The organism is Candidatus Albibeggiatoa sp. nov. BB20, from assembly GCA_016744725.1.
Taxonomy (GTDB): Bacteria; Pseudomonadota; Gammaproteobacteria; order Beggiatoales; family Beggiatoaceae; genus Albibeggiatoa.
In genome coordinates this window covers 1-16,600 of record JADGDW010000108.1, presented here as the reverse complement: position 1 = coordinate 16,600, position 16,600 = coordinate 1, and the positions used below count along the sequence as shown (strand labels likewise).

19 protein-coding genes are annotated in these 16,600 nt (G+C 37.5%); 9 read left to right on the top strand and 10 right to left on the bottom strand.

What is annotated here, in order from left to right; translation table 11 throughout:
• Positions 1–97 precede the first annotated feature (97 nt).
• The gene (locus ABXH34_RS12425) at positions 98–346 is read right to left on the bottom strand and encodes a transposase (protein ID WP_353572204.1); all 249 of its coding nucleotides are present in this window, start codon (positions 344–346) and stop codon (positions 98–100) included.
• A gap of 364 nt (positions 347–710) precedes the next feature.
• Here ABXH34_RS12425 and ABXH34_RS12420 point away from each other — a divergent pair, with 364 nt between their 5' ends.
• Together ABXH34_RS12420 and ABXH34_RS12415 are read left to right on the top strand one after the other, a co-directional pair.
• A complete protein-coding gene (locus tag ABXH34_RS12420) occupies positions 711–932 on the top strand; it encodes a DUF433 domain-containing protein (protein ID WP_353572203.1) in 222 nt (73 codons plus the stop codon).
• Positions 932–1,225 (top strand): DUF5615 family PIN-like protein, encoded by a 294-nt coding sequence (locus ABXH34_RS12415; RefSeq protein ID WP_353572202.1) that lies wholly within the window; start codon positions 932–934, stop codon positions 1,223–1,225. The genes ABXH34_RS12420 and ABXH34_RS12415 overlap by 1 nt, the downstream gene beginning before the upstream one ends.
• 14 nt (positions 1,226–1,239) lie before the next feature.
• Here the strand turns inward: ABXH34_RS12415 and ABXH34_RS12410 are convergent, their stop codons facing one another.
• Positions 1,240–1,386, bottom strand: coding sequence for a PIN domain-containing protein (locus ABXH34_RS12410; RefSeq protein ID WP_353572201.1), 147 nt, complete (start codon positions 1,384–1,386; stop codon positions 1,240–1,242).
• Between the two features lie 218 nt (positions 1,387–1,604).
• Positions 1,605–1,763 carry a hypothetical protein gene (locus ABXH34_RS12405; protein WP_353572200.1) on the bottom strand — a complete coding sequence of 53 codons (159 nt, stop codon included), beginning with the start codon at positions 1,761–1,763 and terminating at the stop codon, positions 1,605–1,607.
• A gap of 159 nt (positions 1,764–1,922) precedes the next feature.
• Here ABXH34_RS12405 and ABXH34_RS12400 point away from each other — a divergent pair, with 159 nt between their 5' ends.
• A complete protein-coding gene (locus ABXH34_RS12400; protein ID WP_502710413.1) occupies positions 1,923–2,144 on the top strand; it encodes a type II toxin-antitoxin system Phd/YefM family antitoxin in 222 nt (73 codons plus the stop codon).
• A gap of 280 nt (positions 2,145–2,424) precedes the next feature.
• Here the strand turns inward: ABXH34_RS12400 and hflC are convergent, their stop codons facing one another.
• Positions 2,425–3,309, bottom strand: a complete 885-nt coding sequence (gene hflC / locus ABXH34_RS12395; protein WP_353572199.1) for a protease modulator HflC — start codon at positions 3,307–3,309, stop codon at positions 2,425–2,427.
• Positions 3,296–4,495: an FtsH protease activity modulator HflK gene (gene hflK, locus ABXH34_RS12390; protein WP_353572198.1), complete on the bottom strand. Its 1,200-nt coding sequence runs from the start codon at positions 4,493–4,495 to the stop codon at positions 3,296–3,298. Before hflK ends, hflC begins: the two co-directional genes overlap by 14 nt.
• 396 nt (positions 4,496–4,891) lie before the next feature.
• On the opposite strand from hflK, the gene truD reads away from it, so the two are divergent.
• Positions 4,892–5,911, top strand: coding sequence for a tRNA pseudouridine(13) synthase TruD (truD, locus tag ABXH34_RS12385; RefSeq protein ID WP_353572197.1), 1,020 nt, complete (start codon positions 4,892–4,894; stop codon positions 5,909–5,911).
• Between the two features lie 66 nt (positions 5,912–5,977).
• Here truD and ABXH34_RS12380 read toward each other — a convergent pair whose 3' ends face one another.
• The 3 genes from ABXH34_RS12380 to ABXH34_RS12370 all read right to left on the bottom strand — a co-directional run bounded on the left by ABXH34_RS12380 (position 5,978) and on the right by ABXH34_RS12370 (position 9,202).
• On the bottom strand, positions 5,978–7,312 hold the full coding sequence (locus ABXH34_RS12380) for a hypothetical protein (RefSeq protein WP_353572196.1): 1,335 nt from the start codon (positions 7,310–7,312) through the stop codon (positions 5,978–5,980).
• Between the two features lie 6 nt (positions 7,313–7,318).
• On the bottom strand, positions 7,319–8,377 hold the full coding sequence (locus ABXH34_RS12375) for a PilT/PilU family type 4a pilus ATPase (protein WP_353572195.1): 1,059 nt from the start codon (positions 8,375–8,377) through the stop codon (positions 7,319–7,321).
• A 138-nt stretch (positions 8,378–8,515) separates the two neighbouring features.
• Positions 8,516–9,202 (bottom strand): YggS family pyridoxal phosphate-dependent enzyme, encoded by a 687-nt coding sequence (locus ABXH34_RS12370; protein ID WP_353572194.1) that lies wholly within the window; start codon positions 9,200–9,202, stop codon positions 8,516–8,518.
• Positions 9,203–9,336: 134 nt separating this feature from the next.
• Here ABXH34_RS12370 and ABXH34_RS12365 point away from each other — a divergent pair, with 134 nt between their 5' ends.
• The 5 genes from ABXH34_RS12365 (at position 9,337) to ABXH34_RS12345 (ending at position 15,112) form a co-directional block, all read left to right on the top strand.
• On the top strand, positions 9,337–11,169 hold the full coding sequence (locus ABXH34_RS12365) for a carbamoyltransferase family protein (protein ID WP_353572193.1): 1,833 nt from the start codon (positions 9,337–9,339) through the stop codon (positions 11,167–11,169).
• 52 nt (positions 11,170–11,221) lie between these two features.
• Positions 11,222–12,181, top strand: a complete 960-nt coding sequence (locus ABXH34_RS12360; RefSeq protein WP_353572192.1) for an ABC transporter substrate binding protein — start codon at positions 11,222–11,224, stop codon at positions 12,179–12,181.
• A gap of 480 nt (positions 12,182–12,661) precedes the next feature.
• Complete coding sequence (gene rsxD / locus ABXH34_RS12355) at positions 12,662–13,696, top strand: electron transport complex subunit RsxD (RefSeq protein WP_353572191.1); 1,035 nt, start codon at positions 12,662–12,664, stop codon at positions 13,694–13,696.
• A gap of 2 nt (positions 13,697–13,698) precedes the next feature.
• Positions 13,699–14,343, top strand: a complete 645-nt coding sequence (gene rsxG, locus ABXH34_RS12350; RefSeq protein ID WP_353572190.1) for an electron transport complex subunit RsxG — start codon at positions 13,699–13,701, stop codon at positions 14,341–14,343.
• A gap of 52 nt (positions 14,344–14,395) precedes the next feature.
• Positions 14,396–15,112 (top strand): UDP-2,3-diacylglucosamine diphosphatase, encoded by a 717-nt coding sequence (locus ABXH34_RS12345; RefSeq protein ID WP_353572189.1) that lies wholly within the window; start codon positions 14,396–14,398, stop codon positions 15,110–15,112.
• Positions 15,113–15,129: 17 nt separating this feature from the next.
• Here the strand turns inward: ABXH34_RS12345 and ABXH34_RS12340 are convergent, their stop codons facing one another.
• Positions 15,130–16,050, bottom strand: a complete 921-nt coding sequence (locus ABXH34_RS12340) for an Rpn family recombination-promoting nuclease/putative transposase (RefSeq protein WP_353572188.1) — start codon at positions 16,048–16,050, stop codon at positions 15,130–15,132.
• A complete protein-coding gene (locus ABXH34_RS12335) occupies positions 16,047–16,454 on the bottom strand; it encodes a hypothetical protein (protein WP_353572187.1) in 408 nt (135 codons plus the stop codon). Before ABXH34_RS12335 ends, ABXH34_RS12340 begins: the two co-directional genes overlap by 4 nt.
• Positions 16,455–16,600: the final 146 nt, after the last annotated feature.

Here is a 16,600-nt window from a genome sequence, read left to right as displayed (position 1 = left end):
TCTTAGATTTATGAAAAGACGCATTATCGAGAATAATAGTAAAGCCTTTTCCAACAGCAGGTAGCAAGGCATTTTTGAAGTAAGCTTCTATGACATGTTAGTTAGAACTGCCTTCAAACATCATGGGTTCAATCAGCTTCCCATTTAGCAAACCTGCAATTATATTGATGCGGCGTTTGCGTTTGCCAGAGATAGGTAAAGCCAACTGTTGTCCCCTTTCTACCCAGCCATACTCTCTACATATTCCTTGCTCTATACCTGTTTCATCTATATAAACAATCTTTGAGTCATCTCTTTCTCTCAACTTCTCTAAATATTCTTGTCTTTGTGGCTCATCTCTTTCCACATACTGACGTGTTTTTTTTATACACGCAGTTTCATTTTTTAGTAGTCAAACTGATAAAGTTGTTATTAGTACGCAAGTGTTAAATGAATTTTCAAATGTATTACTCAGACAAAAAGTAGCAGATAACACGATCATTGCTGCTGTAAACGAAATAACACAAGTATCACCACTTACACTAGAAACAGTCCAAAAAGCATGGCAAATCAAACAACAATATCATTTCTCTTATTGAGATAGTTTAATTATCAGTGCAGCATTACTGGAAAACTGTGAAATACTATTTACAGAAGATTTGCAACATGGGCAACTAATAGAAAAACAATTAGTCATCCAAAATCCTTTAATTTAATATTCGAGGCAAAAAATGAACTATAAAAATATTATTACTTTAGAAGCTGGAAAACGCTCAGGAAAGCCTTGTATTAGAGGGCTTCGAATGACGATTTATAATGTGCTGGATATGCTTGCAAACAGAATGTCCTCAGAAGAAATTATTGACGACTTTTCCGAATTAATGCTAACAGATATTCAAACTTGCTTAGCTTATGCAGCTGACAGAGAACAAAATCAACTCATTATATCCTAATGAAATTACTATTCAATGAACACCTTTCATACAAACTGGTGCATGGACTTTCAGATATTTTTCCAGAGTCAAAACACGTTAAAGATTTACAACTTGAAAATGAAGCTAACTTAAAAATCTGGGAATTTGCTAAAACTCACAACTTTATCATTGCAACAAAAGATGCTGATTTTATAGGTATTAACGGTCAAAAAGGTCACGATGAATCATTGGTAAACAAGAAAGATATAAACTTGATTTTTCATTTAAAGCTAAACTATCTATTTGATGCAATTCTCTTTGCTCAGGAATAAAAACTTTTGGTACATCAGGTAACAGAAATTTCCCATACAGATACTGCACTTAAATATACTTGAGAATCAGAACTTGTAAAAATATCTCGTGCATTCTGAGATAATTCAGGCGCATCCGCAATAATCCATAAAAAAGCACAAGTATCGAGCAAAATATCCATTATCTACCTTCAAAATCAGCTAATATCTTATCTGGTAATGATTCAAAAAATGATGCTGGCACTTGAAATTTATCTTTTGCCAAGCCAATGGGACGAGGCTTTTGACTTAAATTTAGACACTTATAGTCAATTTTGTCTTGAGTGCGAGGACTGGCAGTCCTTTTATACTTTAAATATCAATCAGTTTTAAAATCGAGGACTGCCAGTCCTGTATCACTTTAAAATAAAACGACTATAGTATGTTGTTGATTACACTCTAAGCTTTTTTGATACTTTACCCATTCCTGAATAATTGTTGCTAATGCCTCAGATTTATTATCTAAAGCAATGTACTGACTCATTTCCTCAACTAAATTATCTGGCAATGTAACTTGCATAACCTTCTCCTATCTTTTGTTCATTCTCAATACGGGCATATTGACACACGATACTACTAACTATAGCAGCAAAAAATACCCAAGCCCACTGATGATGCACTTCAATCAATCTTGTCTGTCCTAGAGTAATCTTGATAAAAATAAGAAGCAATTTCTAACTTGAAGTATTCAGAAAGAAGTCCAACCGCATTATTAGCAGAATTTAACGGCGCACCAATTGCAATTTTAAACCACAACAAGCCCACTACTTACCTGATTCCCTCTAAGACCTGTGAATTTATTATGGAATGTTTAGAAGATTATGAGCTTGCTAAAATAGTTGAAGAACGCAGAAAAGAAAAATTTCAAGCAATCGAAGTGTTATTATGTGCCATCTGCTAAATTATCAGACTATGAAAATGTGTATAAAATTAAATTACGTACAGTAGATTATCTACTTGGTTTATGAAGTAGTTGATGATGAATTAATTGTCTATGTGTTGGTTGTGGGAAAACGTGAAAATGATAAAGTTTACAAAAAATCTCAAAACAGAATTTAAAATGTCTACCCTAGGGAACGAAAAACGCTTTGACTTTTGAAAACAAATGAGGCGGAGAAAGGGCAAAAAGGGATATATGATGATTGAAGAGCGCAATTTATATTACGCCCTCCAACAATTAACTATTCAGCAATGGCATTGTTGCCTTTAGTCGATTTAAAGTAATTGAAAAACTCAGAATCAGGTTTTATTAACATCATATCACCTTGATTACTGAAGGTTTTCTTATACGCATTTAGGCTACGATAAAAAGAGTAGAACTCAGAGTCTTTAGTATAAGCTGTTGCGTAAATTTCTGCTGCTTTCGCGTCACCATTACCACGAACAATCTCCGCATCACGTTTTGCACCTGCAATCACTTCAGTACTCTCACGATCTGCTTTAGCTCGAATTCGCGTGCCTTCCGCTTCACCTTGAGAACGTAACTGTTTAGCAACCCGTTCCCGCTCTGCTTCCATCCGACTATGGACTGAACTACGGACTTCGGTTGGCAATTCAATACGCTTAATTCGTACATCTACAATTGAAATACCGAATTTATTCGCACGACTGTCAGCTTCTGCTGTAATAATATCCATGATTTCAGAACGATCACCAGATACCACTTCCTGAATTGAACGTTTACCAAATTCACTACGTAAACCATCCGCTATGAGTTCAGATAAACGCTGACCCGCCATCAAATCACTACCACTGGTTGAAGTAAAGTAAGCCTCAACATCAATAATGCGCCATTTGATATAAGAATCCACGATTAGGTTTTTCTTCTCAGCAGTTAAGAATTGCTCAGGACGTGCGTCTAAAGTCTGAATACGTTTATCAAATTTACGTACATTCTGTACAAAAGGTATTTTCAAATGCAAACCGGGTTCATAGTCTTTAGATTTAACCAAACCCAATTGCAATCTTAATGCAAGTTCGGTCTGTTTGACGACGAATACGGACATTAAACCCAAGGTCACTAAAATCATCAAAACACTTAAAATTAACATTTTACTGGTTGACATTAGCGCGTCCTCCTCTTTCCCGTGCATCTTCGCGTGAAGGTCTTCCTCTTTCGTCCTGCGTAGAATAGCTTGGTATCACTGACAAAGGTTGACCACTTGAAGATATAGCAGGCGGCTGAGTTATTGTTCTTGGACTTGAATTCATCAATTTATCCAAAGGCAACAACATCAAATTATTACCACTATCCACATCCATCATAATCTTATTGGTATTACCTAATACTTGTTCCATGGTTTCTAAATACAAACGTTGGCGCGTAATCTCAGGGGCTTTTTCATATTCCGTTAAGACTTGTAAGAAACGTTGCGTTTCACCTTCTGCTTTTGCAATGACTTGGGCTTTATAAGCTAAAGATTCTTGATACAATTTATCTGATAAACCTTTGGCTTTCTGCAAAATTTCATTGGCATAAGCTTGTGCTTGGTTTTTATACCGCTCTTCGTCTTCACGTGCTTTAATAACATCTGCAAAGGCCTCTTGTACTTCATTAGGTGGCTGTGCATCTTGCATATTGACACTGATAACGGTTAATCCTGTGACATAACGATTTAAGATGTCTTGGATTAATAATTTAGTATCAACCGCCACTCGCGCACGTTCACTGGTCAATACATCATCCATTTTACTGGTACCAACGATTTCACGTAATGCACTTTCAGTCGCTTGGTGCAAGGTACTGTCAGGATCACGCACATTAAATAAGTAATTTTTTGCATCTTTAACCCGATACTGCACAACGAGTTTGATTTTGATGATATTTTCATCTTGAGTCAGCATCAGAGCTTCGTGGGTCACTGCTCGGACTTCCTCTACATTTATAATTTCAACTGTTTCAATCGGTGATGGAAGATGCCAATGTAAACCTTGAGTTTCAGTTTGAGTGTAAGCACCGAAGCGTGTTTCAACACCTTGTTCTGCTGGTTGCACAGTGTACAAGCCAAATAGTCCCCAAATAATGACACCAATCAGCGCAACAATAATTAATGTTGTCCAACTGATACCTTCACCACCGTCGCTATTATTGGAATCGCCGCCGTCGCTACCGCCACCTTTATTACCACCAAACATTTTATTTAGTTTAGTTTGCATTTTCTTAATGACTTCGTCTAAATCTGGTGGGCCATCCTCATTTTTGCGGTGTCCCCAAGGGTCTTTATCGTTACCACCCGGTTCATTCCACGCCATGTATGTTACTCCGTTTAAAGTGCATTCGTTTCGATTATATGATTTGACTACAATTGATTAAAGCGTTATTGAGTACGAAATCAGTACCTGTTGTATGGCTCATGATGGGACTTTTATTCGTTATTGCAACCGTTTGAATAAGGTTTGGGTAAAGCGCGTTTTGATATTTGTTGATTTTATTTTGAGTGCAATAAACGTCAATCGAGCAATTTTCCTCAATTTTTAGCCATACTAAATAAACAGTGCATTGTATGCAGTCTGCGGATATGATGCAAGATATAGTTTTTAATGCTTGTTATAGAATGGTCTTTTTTATTCCAGCTTGTGAAAATAATCAAAACTAAAAAATTTATTATAAAAAATAAAACCCTGCTTATTTCTTAAGAGAACCACATCATGCAAATCCAACCGCTTGACTATGCTTTTGCCAGCCATCAACCGACTGTAAAAGGTCAAATTCGCCAACAATTAGCTGACTTTCAAGTTGATGAAGATTTGGGTTTTGAGTTAACAGGTGAAGGCGAACATGTGTGTTTGCATATTCGTAAATCAGGTGCGAACACGGAATGGGTTTCAAAGCAAATTGCACGTTTTGCTCAAGTAAAAAATATGGATGTCAGTTATGCAGGGATGAAAGACCGCCATGCAGTGACAACACAATGGTTTAGCATTTATATGGGTAATAAGCCTGAGCCTGATTGGAGTCAATTTACCCATGATGAATTTGAAGTATTAACCATTACGCGTCATGCGAAAAAAATCCGGAAAGGCAACTTAAAATCAAATCGTTTTGGGTTAGTGATTCGTGATTTAGAGGGCAATATAGAAGAATTAGAACCTAAATTAAAATGGATTCAGCAGTATGGCATTCCTAATTATTTTGGAGAACAACGTTTTGGGCATGATAATTTAGAGCAAGCAATTGCAATGTTAAAAGGCGAACTAAAAGCCAAAACTAAACATTTGCGTGGTTTATATCTTTCTGTAGTGCGTTCATTTCTATTTAATCAAGTGTTATCTGAACGAATTCAAAAAAACATCTGGAATCAAGCAATTGATGGCGATGTAATGCAATTGGATGGTACTCAGAGTGTATTTTGTTTAGAAGCTGTGACCCTTGAAATTGAGCAACGCTTAGTCGAATTTGATATTCACCCCACCTGTAGTTTGGCGGGTGATGGAAACTCATTATTAAAAGGTGAGGCTGCACAATTAGAACAGCAAATTTTACAACCTTATGAATCTTTAATCGAAAGTTTGAAGGACGCGCGTTTAAAATTAGCTCATCGTGCGACACGAATCAAAGTAGAACAGTTAGAATGGGAATTGCAGGATGCAAACACCTTGCATATTGCTTTTTCTTTAGAGTCTGGTAGTTATGCAACTTCAGTTTTACGGGAATTAGTTTTAGTTTAAAAAAAGTGGTGAACACCAATCCTAGCAATATTTTCAAAGCATTTTTATTGGGACTGGTATTTTTTTCTACGCGGCTAATCTGACGCTTTGTGCTTTGGTTTCAGCTTGTTTTAAGTCACGCTCATGTTTACCCCAAGCCAAAGCATAATGATCAATATCAGATAACCATTCTTTAAGTGGTCTTGGTGTCCAATCTAATGGATGCATAGGAATTGTGCCCGTGCGGCCTTCTACATCATCTAATTCACAATGTGATTGATGTAACGGAGCAGCCGACCAAGCTCGTAGCGGATTACGCACCACAGGCACACCTGCTAATGTTGCCATATCTGTGGTTTCTATCGTGTTTAAATAACGCCCTTTGCCACGACGAATTTGAGTATCAACAGTTGTTGTCGGATCTAAAATAAACGCATCAACGCCGTAAGGGCCTGCGGTAACAATCATATAATCAGGATGAGTTTCTTCAACACGATTACAAGCAAACCCGCTTGGATGCACTTGCTTGCGTGAAAAACGTGGCTCAATCCATAAACTGATTTCAATGCCCATTTTATGTAGTTTGATTTTACCACCTAAAAATAATGCGCCTACAGGATCAGAATAAGAAATCCAGCCTAAATGTTCCAAACTTTTAAGTAATTTGACTCCACACCAACGTTGATACAAATAAGGTGAATCTGCAATCTCAACAGTGCCATGCAACAAATGGTGTAAATAACCCGGTAAATAATCGGTAGGATGGGTTAATTGTTGGGCATAAACCCGCAACTGTGTCCACGCTTGCGAACGAGGGAATGGATAAGGCAAAGATTCTGAGGCAACAAAACGATGTTGTACGGTACGCATTAAGGTAATACGAGCGTGTTCTAGTTTACTCTGTGCCTCATGCAAACGTGAACGCATACTGAGCAAGGTGACGCGGTCATTTTGAGCATAATCTGAATGGCCTTGCTGATGGAGCAATGAGTCATCAATGTATTTAGTATTGCGGCCTAAAATATTATCAAGCTCATTTTGTTGCAAATCAATCAAATACAACAACCAACGCAAAGGTCTTGTATCCACCTCAATGGCAGGTAAAATACTCAGCCAACGTGCAGGTAATAACTTACGGTCTTTATCATATTGATAATCACTGCTGCGACGTGACAATTTTGCACGTTTAGGCGAGGCATGATAATGCACTTGGAATTTATGTGTGGCCTCAGCGGTTTCCAGTTCAGCAATCAGACGTGGAATTAAACCTGTCAAATAGTCAATGGCATGTAGTAGTGAGCTGGTACTGGCAACTGTGCCAATGCTGGTAGACACTTGTTGTGCCGCATTTAGGCCTGGTGCCAATAGCTCAGACGAAAAATCTTTTAAATCATCAACAATTTGTTGTATAAACAGGTTCATATCAGCTTAACCAAAATTAATTTTCGCCTCTAGATCCATACGTGAATGCGCATGAGTCAAAGCTTCTTCTAAGGTAATCATCCCATCACGATATAAGTTATATAAAGCGATGTCAAACGTTTGCACCCCTTTTTGGCCACTGGTTTCCATTGCTTCTTTAATATCCTCAGTTTTACCATTTAAAATCAAATCTGCAATATGAGGCGTATTAATCATGATTTCTAAGGCGGCAATCCGTTTCTGATCAACCCCAACCACTAAACGCTGCGAAAGCACACACACTAAATTTAGCGATAAATCTGTAAATAATTGCTGATGTTGTTCAACTTCAAACATATTGATAATACGTTGAATGGCCTGAAATGAACTGTTGGCATGTAGGGTCGAAATCACTAAATGTCCTGTATTTGATAGTGTGAGTACGGTTTCCATGGTTTCACGATCACGCACCTCACCGATTAAAATCACATCAGGCGATTCACGCATTGCACTTTTTAGGGCATTGGCATAAGAATGGGTATCAATTCCTATTTCACGTTGGTTAACCAACGATTTTTTGTGTTCGTGGATGAACTCAATTGGATCCTCAATCGTTAGAATATGTCCTGCTTGATGGATATTTCGGTAATCCAGCATTGCTGCGAGAGTTGTTGATTTGCCTGAGTTAGTCGCTCCTGTCATTAAAACCAGTCCACGTTTTGGTGTAATCAGCTCTTTTAAGACTTCAGGTAAACGTAAACTATCAATGCTAGGAACATCAGAGCGAATGTGACGCATCACGATGGCGACATTTTTTTGCTGCGTGAAAACATTGACTCTAAAGCGTTCATCCATACCTAGTGGTGTATAAGCAGTATCAACTTCCAAATGCTTTTCAAAGAATACCCATTGTGCAGGATTCATAAGATATTTGGCGATATTTTCCGTTTGTTCAGGTAAAAACACATTTTTGCCTACTGAAACTAATTTGCCATTAAGTTTGATTTTTGCCGTTGTTCCTACCGTAAAGTAAATATCAGAGGCTTCACGTTCTACCATCAATCTGAGATAAGGAATAATATCCATAGTCAGCTCTCAATCTTGTTAAGTTTTGCTTCAAATGTATAGATTGAAAGTGACAACGCTTAGACAAAAATGCTTTGTGGCTAGAATTTGTCGATGATGGGTATTTATTGATTTATGACTGAATCAAATCATTATCCGCTAAGTTTCCCGTGCACCAAAAATACCCGTACCAATTCGCACCATAGTTGAGCCTTGAGCAATGGCAGCTTGCATATCATTTGTCATGCCCATGGATAAAGTATCTATTTGAGCATATTGAGATTTTAAATTTTGATAAGTGGGCTGTAACAATCTGAAGGTTTGACTTTGTTGCTGAAAATCTTGGCTGGCGGCAGGAATCGCCATTAAGCCCCTCAAATTCAAATTGGGTAATAAATTGATTGCCCCAGCAAAAGCCTCAACATCTTTTAATAAAATACCTGATTTTTGTGGCTCTTCGCTAATATTGACTTGAATACATACGTTTAATGGCGGTAAATCTACGGAACGTTGTTGGCTGAGACGTTGCGCATGTTTCAGATGTTCCAAAGTTTGCACCCAAGCAAAATGCTCAGCAATCTGCCGTGTTTTATTCGTTTGAATCTTACCAATAAAATGCCATTCAATATTAAATTGATTTAGCTCAATGATTTTTGGTACAGCATGTTGTAAATAGTTTTCACCAAATTGTCGTTGTCCTTGCTCATAAGCCATTAGGATTGTTTTTACAGGATGGGTTTTACTTACAGCAAGCAACTGGATTTCATTGGAATTCCGTTGAACTTGTTGAGCGTAATATTGAATATCCTGCTGGATTTTTTTTAGATTAGCAATAATATTGGTCATGGCAGTATTTTAAATAGAAAAAGACTTAGCGTACAATAAGCTGAACAGATAATGATTATATTGGGGTTTATTTTGAAGCGTAAAGACTATACAAGGATATTCAATTTAAAAATGACTAAGTGTGCTAAATATCTATGAATATTATCGGAATTTCAGCCTATTATCATGACAGTGCCGTGGCTCTGATTCGTGATGGCAATATCATTGCAGCCGCACAAGAAGAACGTTTTACCCGCAAAAAACATGATGCAAACTTTCCCAAGAATGCGTTGAGTTATTGTTTACAAGCAGGTGAAATTGATTTGCAAGCTGTCGACTATATCGTGTTTTATGATAAGCCTTTAGTCAAATTTGAGCGATTACTGGAAACCTATTTAGCTTATGCACCGCGCGGATTTCGTTCATTTTTACAAGCCATGCCAGTATGGTTAAAAGAAAAGCTGTATTTAAAAACCGTATTGCAAAAAGAGCTTAAATCATTTGCTGATAGCAAAACCATTCCGCCCTTGTTGTTTACAGAGCATCATCAAAGTCATGCTGCATCCGCATATTTTCCCAGTCCGTTTGATAAAGCCGCTGTATTGTGTTTAGACAGTGTGGGTGAATGGGCAACAACATCAGTCTGGTTAGGTGAGGGTAATCAACTCACGCCGCAATGGGAAGTGGATTTTCCACATTCTTTAGGCTTGTTATATTCTGCATTTACCTATTTTACGGGTTTTAAAGTTAATTCTGGCGAATATAAGTTGATGGGGCTTGCGCCTTATGGTGAGCCAAAATATGTACAAACTATTTTAGATCACTTGATTGATATAAAACCTGATGGCACATTTAGGCTCAATATGGATTATTTTAATTATCCTGTTGGCTTAACCATGACCAATCATGCGTTTGCTGGCCTATTTGATGGTGCGGAGCGTCAATCAGAGTCGGCTATTACAGAGCGAGAAATGGATATTGCACGATCAATTCAAATAGTTACTGAAGATATTGTGTTAAAATTGGCGCGAACTGTGCAAAAAGAACTTGATGTAAACAATCTTTGTTTAGCAGGTGGGGTTGCACTTAATTGCGTGGCAAACGGTAAGCTAGTACAAGAGAAAGTGTTTGATAATATTTGGATTCAACCTGCTGCGGGTGATGCAGGTGGCGCATTAGGGGCAGCATTAACAACGTGGTATCAATACTTAGATAAGCCACGTCAAATGCCTCAAAATGATGCAATGCAAGGTAGTTATTTGGGCACAAAATTCAGTAATGGTGAAATCAAAGCTTATTTGGATTCCATCAATGCTGATTATACTTATTTGCCAGATTCTGAATTAATGCCACAAGTTGCTGAACAGTTAGCCCAAGAAAAAATTATAGGCTGGTTTCAAGGGCGTATGGAATTTGGCCCCAGAGCATTAGGTGGACGTTCAATTTTAGGTGATCCGCGCAGTGAGAACATGCAATCAGTGATGAATTTAAAAATTAAGCATCGTGAATCATTTCGACCTTTCGCACCGTCTATTTTAGCCGAACGGGTCAATGATTATTTTGATATGGATTGCGTGAGCCCATATATGTTGTTAGTCGCAACGATAAAGCAAAACTATCGTATTCCAATGACAGCGGAACAAGAGCAATTATTTGGGATTGAAAAGCTTCATATTCCACGTTCTGAATTGCCAGCGATTACGCATTTAGATTATTCAGCCCGTATTCAAACGGTACATCAAGAAACGAATCCGCGTTATCATCTGCTGTTAAAAGCATTTGAAATGCTGACGGGCTGTCCTGTGTTAGTGAACACCTCATTTAATGTGCGTGGTGAGCCAATAGTGCACACACCACAACAGGCTTATCAATGTTTTATGCGTACTGAAATGGATTATTTAGTATTGGAAAATTATCTACTTGATAAATCGAAACAACCTGCATGGCGACAAAATGAGGATTGGCAACAACAATTTGAGCTAGATTAATTATTTTCTAGCTTATATCCATATATATTAATAATTGAAATGGGGGGGTACTATGTTCAATTATAAAGTATTCATAATAAGTTGTTTAAGTCTTTGGCTATTATCATCTACAATTCAAGCAAAACCACTGTCTATTGCTTTAGTTTTATGGAATGGAGAAACGATTGCTGAACAAAGTTTCAAATCTGAGTTAGAGCAACTAGGTTATCAAGTTACTTATGAGCAAATCAATGCTGAACAAAGTAAAAAAACATTGGTTTTATCTGTTTATGATAATTTAATGCCTGAAATTGAAAAATATGACTATATTTATACTTATGGTACAACGGTTTCAATGTTAATAAAGAACTTGTTGCAAGAAAAAGTACCACAAATATTTAATATTGTTGTTGCACCTGTTGAAGCAAAATTAATTGAAAGTTTACAAAATACAGGCGGTAATATTTCAGGGGCAAGTCCTGCCATTGATTTAGCTTTACAACTTAAGAACGCTCGAAAACTATTTGAGTTTAAAAGGCTAGGATTATTTTTTAATCCAAGGGAAAGAAATTCTTTAATTATCCGTCAAAAACTACAAGTATTAGCTATTGAACAAGGGTTTAAAATTATTGATTTAAGTTTACCGCCAAATACAAATCAATTAGACAAACATGTACAAGCTTTAAAAAATAATGAAATGCAACTAGATGCTGTCTATTTGCCGATGGATACATTTATATCAACCCAAGCGAAAAAAATTACTGATGCAATGCATTCTCTCAATATTAAAACCATTGGGGCTAACTCAGCGCAATTGAAACAAGGCATTCTCGTTGGTACGATTGTAGATTTTGCTGAAATGGGCCGAGCAGCTGCACAAGTGGTTCATCAACATCAACAAAGCGGTACATTTGACAACATACCAGTTCAATTGCCACAACAGCCTCGATTTATTATTAACCATACAATTGCAAAACAACTTAACATTGGGATTCCAGAACCTATACAAAAATATGCAAAGCTTAGAAATTAAGTGTTTATTAATAAGGCTTGCCAGAATAGGGTGTGTTATCACGATAAAAAGCAGTTATGCAGAAAGATAGAAATTCCAAGCATGAGATCATATAAATTAAGCAGGCGGGCTCTCACGCTTTTCTTCATAAACTTAGGCCTAGATTCTAATTCTATTAAATCTTGTCTAGACTTTGACTTCCTATGCAATTACAGAGCTATTGCTGCTTGAGTTTATCCAAATATGTCTGAGCCATTGGATTAAAAAATGATTGATTCGCTAACAAACTCTAGTGGTCATAGGTTGTTTTCTATCAAACACATTATCATCTGGTGAGAAATAAGAATTTTATAAGCCGATAAAATAAATTTATAAATTAAAAACATGGGTTGACTTTTGTACCTGATTTGAACATATTGGCAATCATTCTTAACTTAGATTAAACTTTTAAGCAAAATCTGCCGCCACAAATCGCAGTTTCAAATCAAGAGTCCAAACACCATGCAGTTTAATGTCACATTTTCACCGCATATCCATTCTGGTAAGCGTGTCAATCAAGTCATGTATCAAGTCTTGTTTGCTTTATTACCGGGTATCGCTTTATATATTTGGTTCTTTGGCTGGGGCATTGCCATTAATATCCTTCTGGCTTGTGCCACGGCACTCAGCTTTGAAGCGATCATGCTCTGGTTGCGTAAACGCCCAATTCAACCCTTTATCACCGATGGCAGTGCGCTGATTACAGGCTGTTTATTCGCATTGGCTATAACACCTTTTTTGCCTTGGTGGATAACGGTTCTAGGCATTGGATTTGGGATGGTATTCGCTAAACACTTATATGGCGGCCTTGGCAACAATCCATTTAATCCAGCAATGGTGAGTTATGTTGTTGTATTGGTTTCATTTCCTGCGGAGATGACGCAATGGCCTTCCTACGCAGCCGTTGTGCAACAAGGTGGCCTAAGCTTTTTAGACAGCTTTAATATTATTTTTTCTGGCCAGTTTCCTGTCAATTTAACACTGGATGCAATGAGCAGCGCAACACCGTTGGATGATGTCAAAACCAATTTAGGCCAATTTATCGCGATGCACGAAATCATGCAAAGTCCTTTGTACGGTGCATTTGCGGGTAAAGCATGGGAATGGATTACAGCTGCTTATTTGCTTGGTGGTATATGGTTAATTTATGTCAAAGCCATTGATTGGAGGATTCCTGCCGCTGTATTAACGGGCTTATTTGCCATATCGTTGTTTTTCAACTTAGTCGATAGCGATATTTACGCGCCGCCATTATTTCATTTATTCAGTGGCGCAGCGATTTTAGGGGCATTTTTCATTGCAACCGATCCTGTGACCGCAGCCACCTCAATTAAAGGGCGTTGGATATTTGGCTTAGGGATTGGCAGTTTAATCTATGTTATTCGGACATGGGGCGGTTATCCTGATGGCGTTGCATTTGCGGTCTTATTGATGAATTTGTCTGCACCCACAATTGATTATATGACACGACCTAAAGTATTTGGAGCACGGAGCTAGATATGTTATTCAAAATGATTATTAAAACTGCGATTGCATTGGTGATTGCTGCCATTTTGGGTTCTGGTTTAGTTGCATTTAGCCATCAAGTCACGTACGAAAAAATTATCAGTAACCAACGTGCTGCACTGGTACGGAGTTTGAACGTTTTAATTTCTCATGATTTGTATGATAATGATTTAGTTAAAGATATTGCTTATTTTCAAGATGAAAATTTATTAGGTTCAGATAATCCAACAGCGGTTTATCGTGCACGTTTGCAAGGACATCCAACTGCGGCTGTGCTCAGTCCTGTTGCACCTGACGGTTACAATGGCAGAATTAATTTTCTGGTCGGTATTGATTATGATGGTACTTTGATTGGGGTGCGAGTGGTTTCACATCAAGAAACACCGGGTTTAGGCGATATGATTGATGCACGGCGTTCTAATTGGATTTTAAGTTTCAATGGTTTATCACTGAATAACTTGACCCGCAAAGCTTGGAATGTCAAACGTGATGGCGGGATTTTTGACCAATTTTCAGGCGCAACGATTACACCTAGAGCAGTGGTTAAAGCAGTGCATAATGCGTTATTATTCTATGAGAAACATAAAACCGAAATTTTTGAAGCCGACATTGCAAGCACGGCGCAATCATCAGAGTAATGTAACCAATCTGAACTGCATGGATGCTATTTAATTTGGAGCGTAATACCTCATGACCGAAACTTTATTTATTGCCGATTTGCATTTAAGTCCTCAAACATCTGAGTTAGTAGAGAAAAGTATTATTTTTTTTAAGACTCGGGCACAACAAGCAGATGCCTTGTATATTCTTGGCGATTTATTTGAGGTTTGGTTAGGTGATGAGACTGCCGTTGCTTATCAACCCATTATGATGGCATTGCATGAGCTAAGTCAGTCCACTCCTGTTTTTATTATGCGCGGCAATCGTGATTTTTTATTAGGGCAACAATTTGCACAGTTATCAGGGTGTTCGTTAATTACAGAAGATGCGAAAAAGATTGATATTTATGGCATGCCCACTCTGATTATGCACGGTGACACTTTGTGTACTTTAGATGTAGCTTATCAACAATTTCGGCAACAAGTACGTGATCCTGAATGGCAACAACAATTTTTATCTTATCCCATTGAGCAGAGAAAAGCCTTAGCACAGCAAGCCCGTGAACAAAGTCAAGCAGAAACCCAGCAAAAACAAACTGAAATTATGGATGTGACATCCGAGGTAGTGGCTGAAGTGATGCAACAGCATCAAGTATCAGATTTAATTCATGGTCATACGCATCGCCCAACTATTCATGAATTAAAAGCAGGTGCAAAGCGGTATGTGGTTGGGGATTGGAAAGCTGAAGCTAAAACTCAAATTTTAAGTTGTCGTCCCAATCAAACATGGTTGCTTGATTCAATTTAAAATATTAATGATGAAGTTTATGATTTACTTGCCTTTGACAACGCTTCAATTTGTTCAAGTTCTAAGCCCGTTAAATCAGCAACTTCTTTAATCTCATAGCCTTTGGATAGCATTTTTCCTGCTGTTTGTAAGGCTTTTTGTGTTGCTCCTTCCACGATTCCAGCCTTTTTACCTTCCACGATTCCAACTTTAATCCCATCTTTCTTGCCATCGCCATAAGACGAATCAAACATACTGGCTTGATAATGTAAATCTTCTTGATAGGCGTTATAAGCAGCACGTTGTTTGTCATCTAATTGCATCACATCTAGTTTCTGTTTTGCTTCATCAATACCTTTAGCATGAAAATTCTCTTTCACTTCTGCATGTTTTAGAAAGTAAATCCATTGATCTAAACTGTTTTTAGCGACATCATCAAACTTGTTTACTTTGATTAGATAATATTCTGGGAAAATCTCTGCAACATGTTGTTTTTGGAAAGTGTCTTTTTGTTTATCATTGAGTTGCAATTGGTCGTGCAAGTGAATGCCAGTAAAATTAGTTTCGCCTTTGTAAATATAGTCTTCACCCAAACCTAGATTAAAATATAAAATGCTGATGGAAATGACTTTGCTCACTTCGGAATAAGCCATGCCCTGCTGCATATATTCAACAATATCCTTGGATACGCCATAGCAAATACGTTGTAGAAAATCATATTCACGATTATATTGCACTTCAATAATGATGATTTCCCCCGCACTGTTTTTGACTTTGACATCCACTCGGTTGTATTTGTCTTGCTCATATTCTTGATTACTTTCGCTTTCTAACACTTGTAAAATCGTAATATCAGTGTTCAATAGTTCGCTTAAGAAGCCTTCTAAAATCCCAAAGTTGGCTTTGCTTCTTAGTAATTTCTTGATTGCCCAGTCAAAGCTGACTAATTTTCTATTCATTTTTTAACTCCTGATTTCTCATGATATTTTTGTGCAAAGTGTTCTAATAACAAACGATGGATAAAGATGTAACTCCCACCGACACGGCGCAGTAAAATCAATTTTGTACAGTGGTCAAGAAAGGGGACGGCTTTTAAAGGGAAGGTGTTAAATCGATGTAAAGTGAGGCGTAGGCTATAATAGTTAATAAGATCAAATCCCCCATTGATTAAGATACCCACAACAATAGATAGAACAAGTATTGCAATAAAATAGGAAGAATTATAAAAAGTAAGACTAATAATAATGAGCATAGGTACAGACCATATAGTTCCTAAAAATAAGATATTACGTTTGGTATATTTTATTCCATCATTTGGTTCTCGTTTAATTAAGCTTTCTTCTTTACTGAAAATGGCTTCCATTAATCCCAAAGTAAAGCCAGCCAACATTCCAATAACAATATTTCTTTGTAACTAAACAACCACCCGCTAAAGACGGGTGGGTTAGAGGCTTGGCGGCTGAAAGCCGGGATACAGGGCGACCAAGCCCTGTTGTCATTAAAGAATTA

Coding starts and splice junctions, on each gene's coding strand:
- rsxG (WP_353572190.1), top strand. CDS start 13,699: ATGTTATTCAAAATGATTATTAAAACTGCGATTGCATTGGTGATTGCT.
- ABXH34_RS12365 (WP_353572193.1), top strand. CDS start 9,337: ATGAATATTATCGGAATTTCAGCCTATTATCATGACAGTGCCGTGGCT.
- ABXH34_RS12415 (WP_353572202.1), top strand. CDS start 932: ATGAAATTACTATTCAATGAACACCTTTCATACAAACTGGTGCATGGA.
- ABXH34_RS12405 (WP_353572200.1), bottom strand. CDS start 1,763: ATGCAAGTTACATTGCCAGATAATTTAGTTGAGGAAATGAGTCAGTAC.
- ABXH34_RS12340 (WP_353572188.1), bottom strand. CDS start 16,050: ATGAATAGAAAATTAGTCAGCTTTGACTGGGCAATCAAGAAATTACTA.
- truD (WP_353572197.1), top strand. CDS start 4,892: ATGCAAATCCAACCGCTTGACTATGCTTTTGCCAGCCATCAACCGACT.
- ABXH34_RS12370 (WP_353572194.1), bottom strand. CDS start 9,202: ATGACCAATATTATTGCTAATCTAAAAAAAATCCAGCAGGATATTCAA.
- ABXH34_RS12345 (WP_353572189.1), top strand. CDS start 14,396: ATGACCGAAACTTTATTTATTGCCGATTTGCATTTAAGTCCTCAAACA.
- ABXH34_RS12375 (WP_353572195.1), bottom strand. CDS start 8,377: ATGGATATTATTCCTTATCTCAGATTGATGGTAGAACGTGAAGCCTCT.
- hflC (WP_353572199.1), bottom strand. CDS start 3,309: ATGTCAACCAGTAAAATGTTAATTTTAAGTGTTTTGATGATTTTAGTG.
- ABXH34_RS12360 (WP_353572192.1), top strand. CDS start 11,222: ATGTTCAATTATAAAGTATTCATAATAAGTTGTTTAAGTCTTTGGCTA.
- ABXH34_RS12380 (WP_353572196.1), bottom strand. CDS start 7,312: ATGAACCTGTTTATACAACAAATTGTTGATGATTTAAAAGATTTTTCG.
- ABXH34_RS12335 (WP_353572187.1), bottom strand. CDS start 16,454: ATGGAAGCCATTTTCAGTAAAGAAGAAAGCTTAATTAAACGAGAACCA.
- ABXH34_RS12410 (WP_353572201.1), bottom strand. CDS start 1,386: ATGGATATTTTGCTCGATACTTGTGCTTTTTTATGGATTATTGCGGAT.
- rsxD (WP_353572191.1), top strand. CDS start 12,662: ATGCAGTTTAATGTCACATTTTCACCGCATATCCATTCTGGTAAGCGT.
- hflK (WP_353572198.1), bottom strand. CDS start 4,495: ATGGCGTGGAATGAACCGGGTGGTAACGATAAAGACCCTTGGGGACAC.
- ABXH34_RS12420 (WP_353572203.1), top strand. CDS start 711: ATGAACTATAAAAATATTATTACTTTAGAAGCTGGAAAACGCTCAGGA.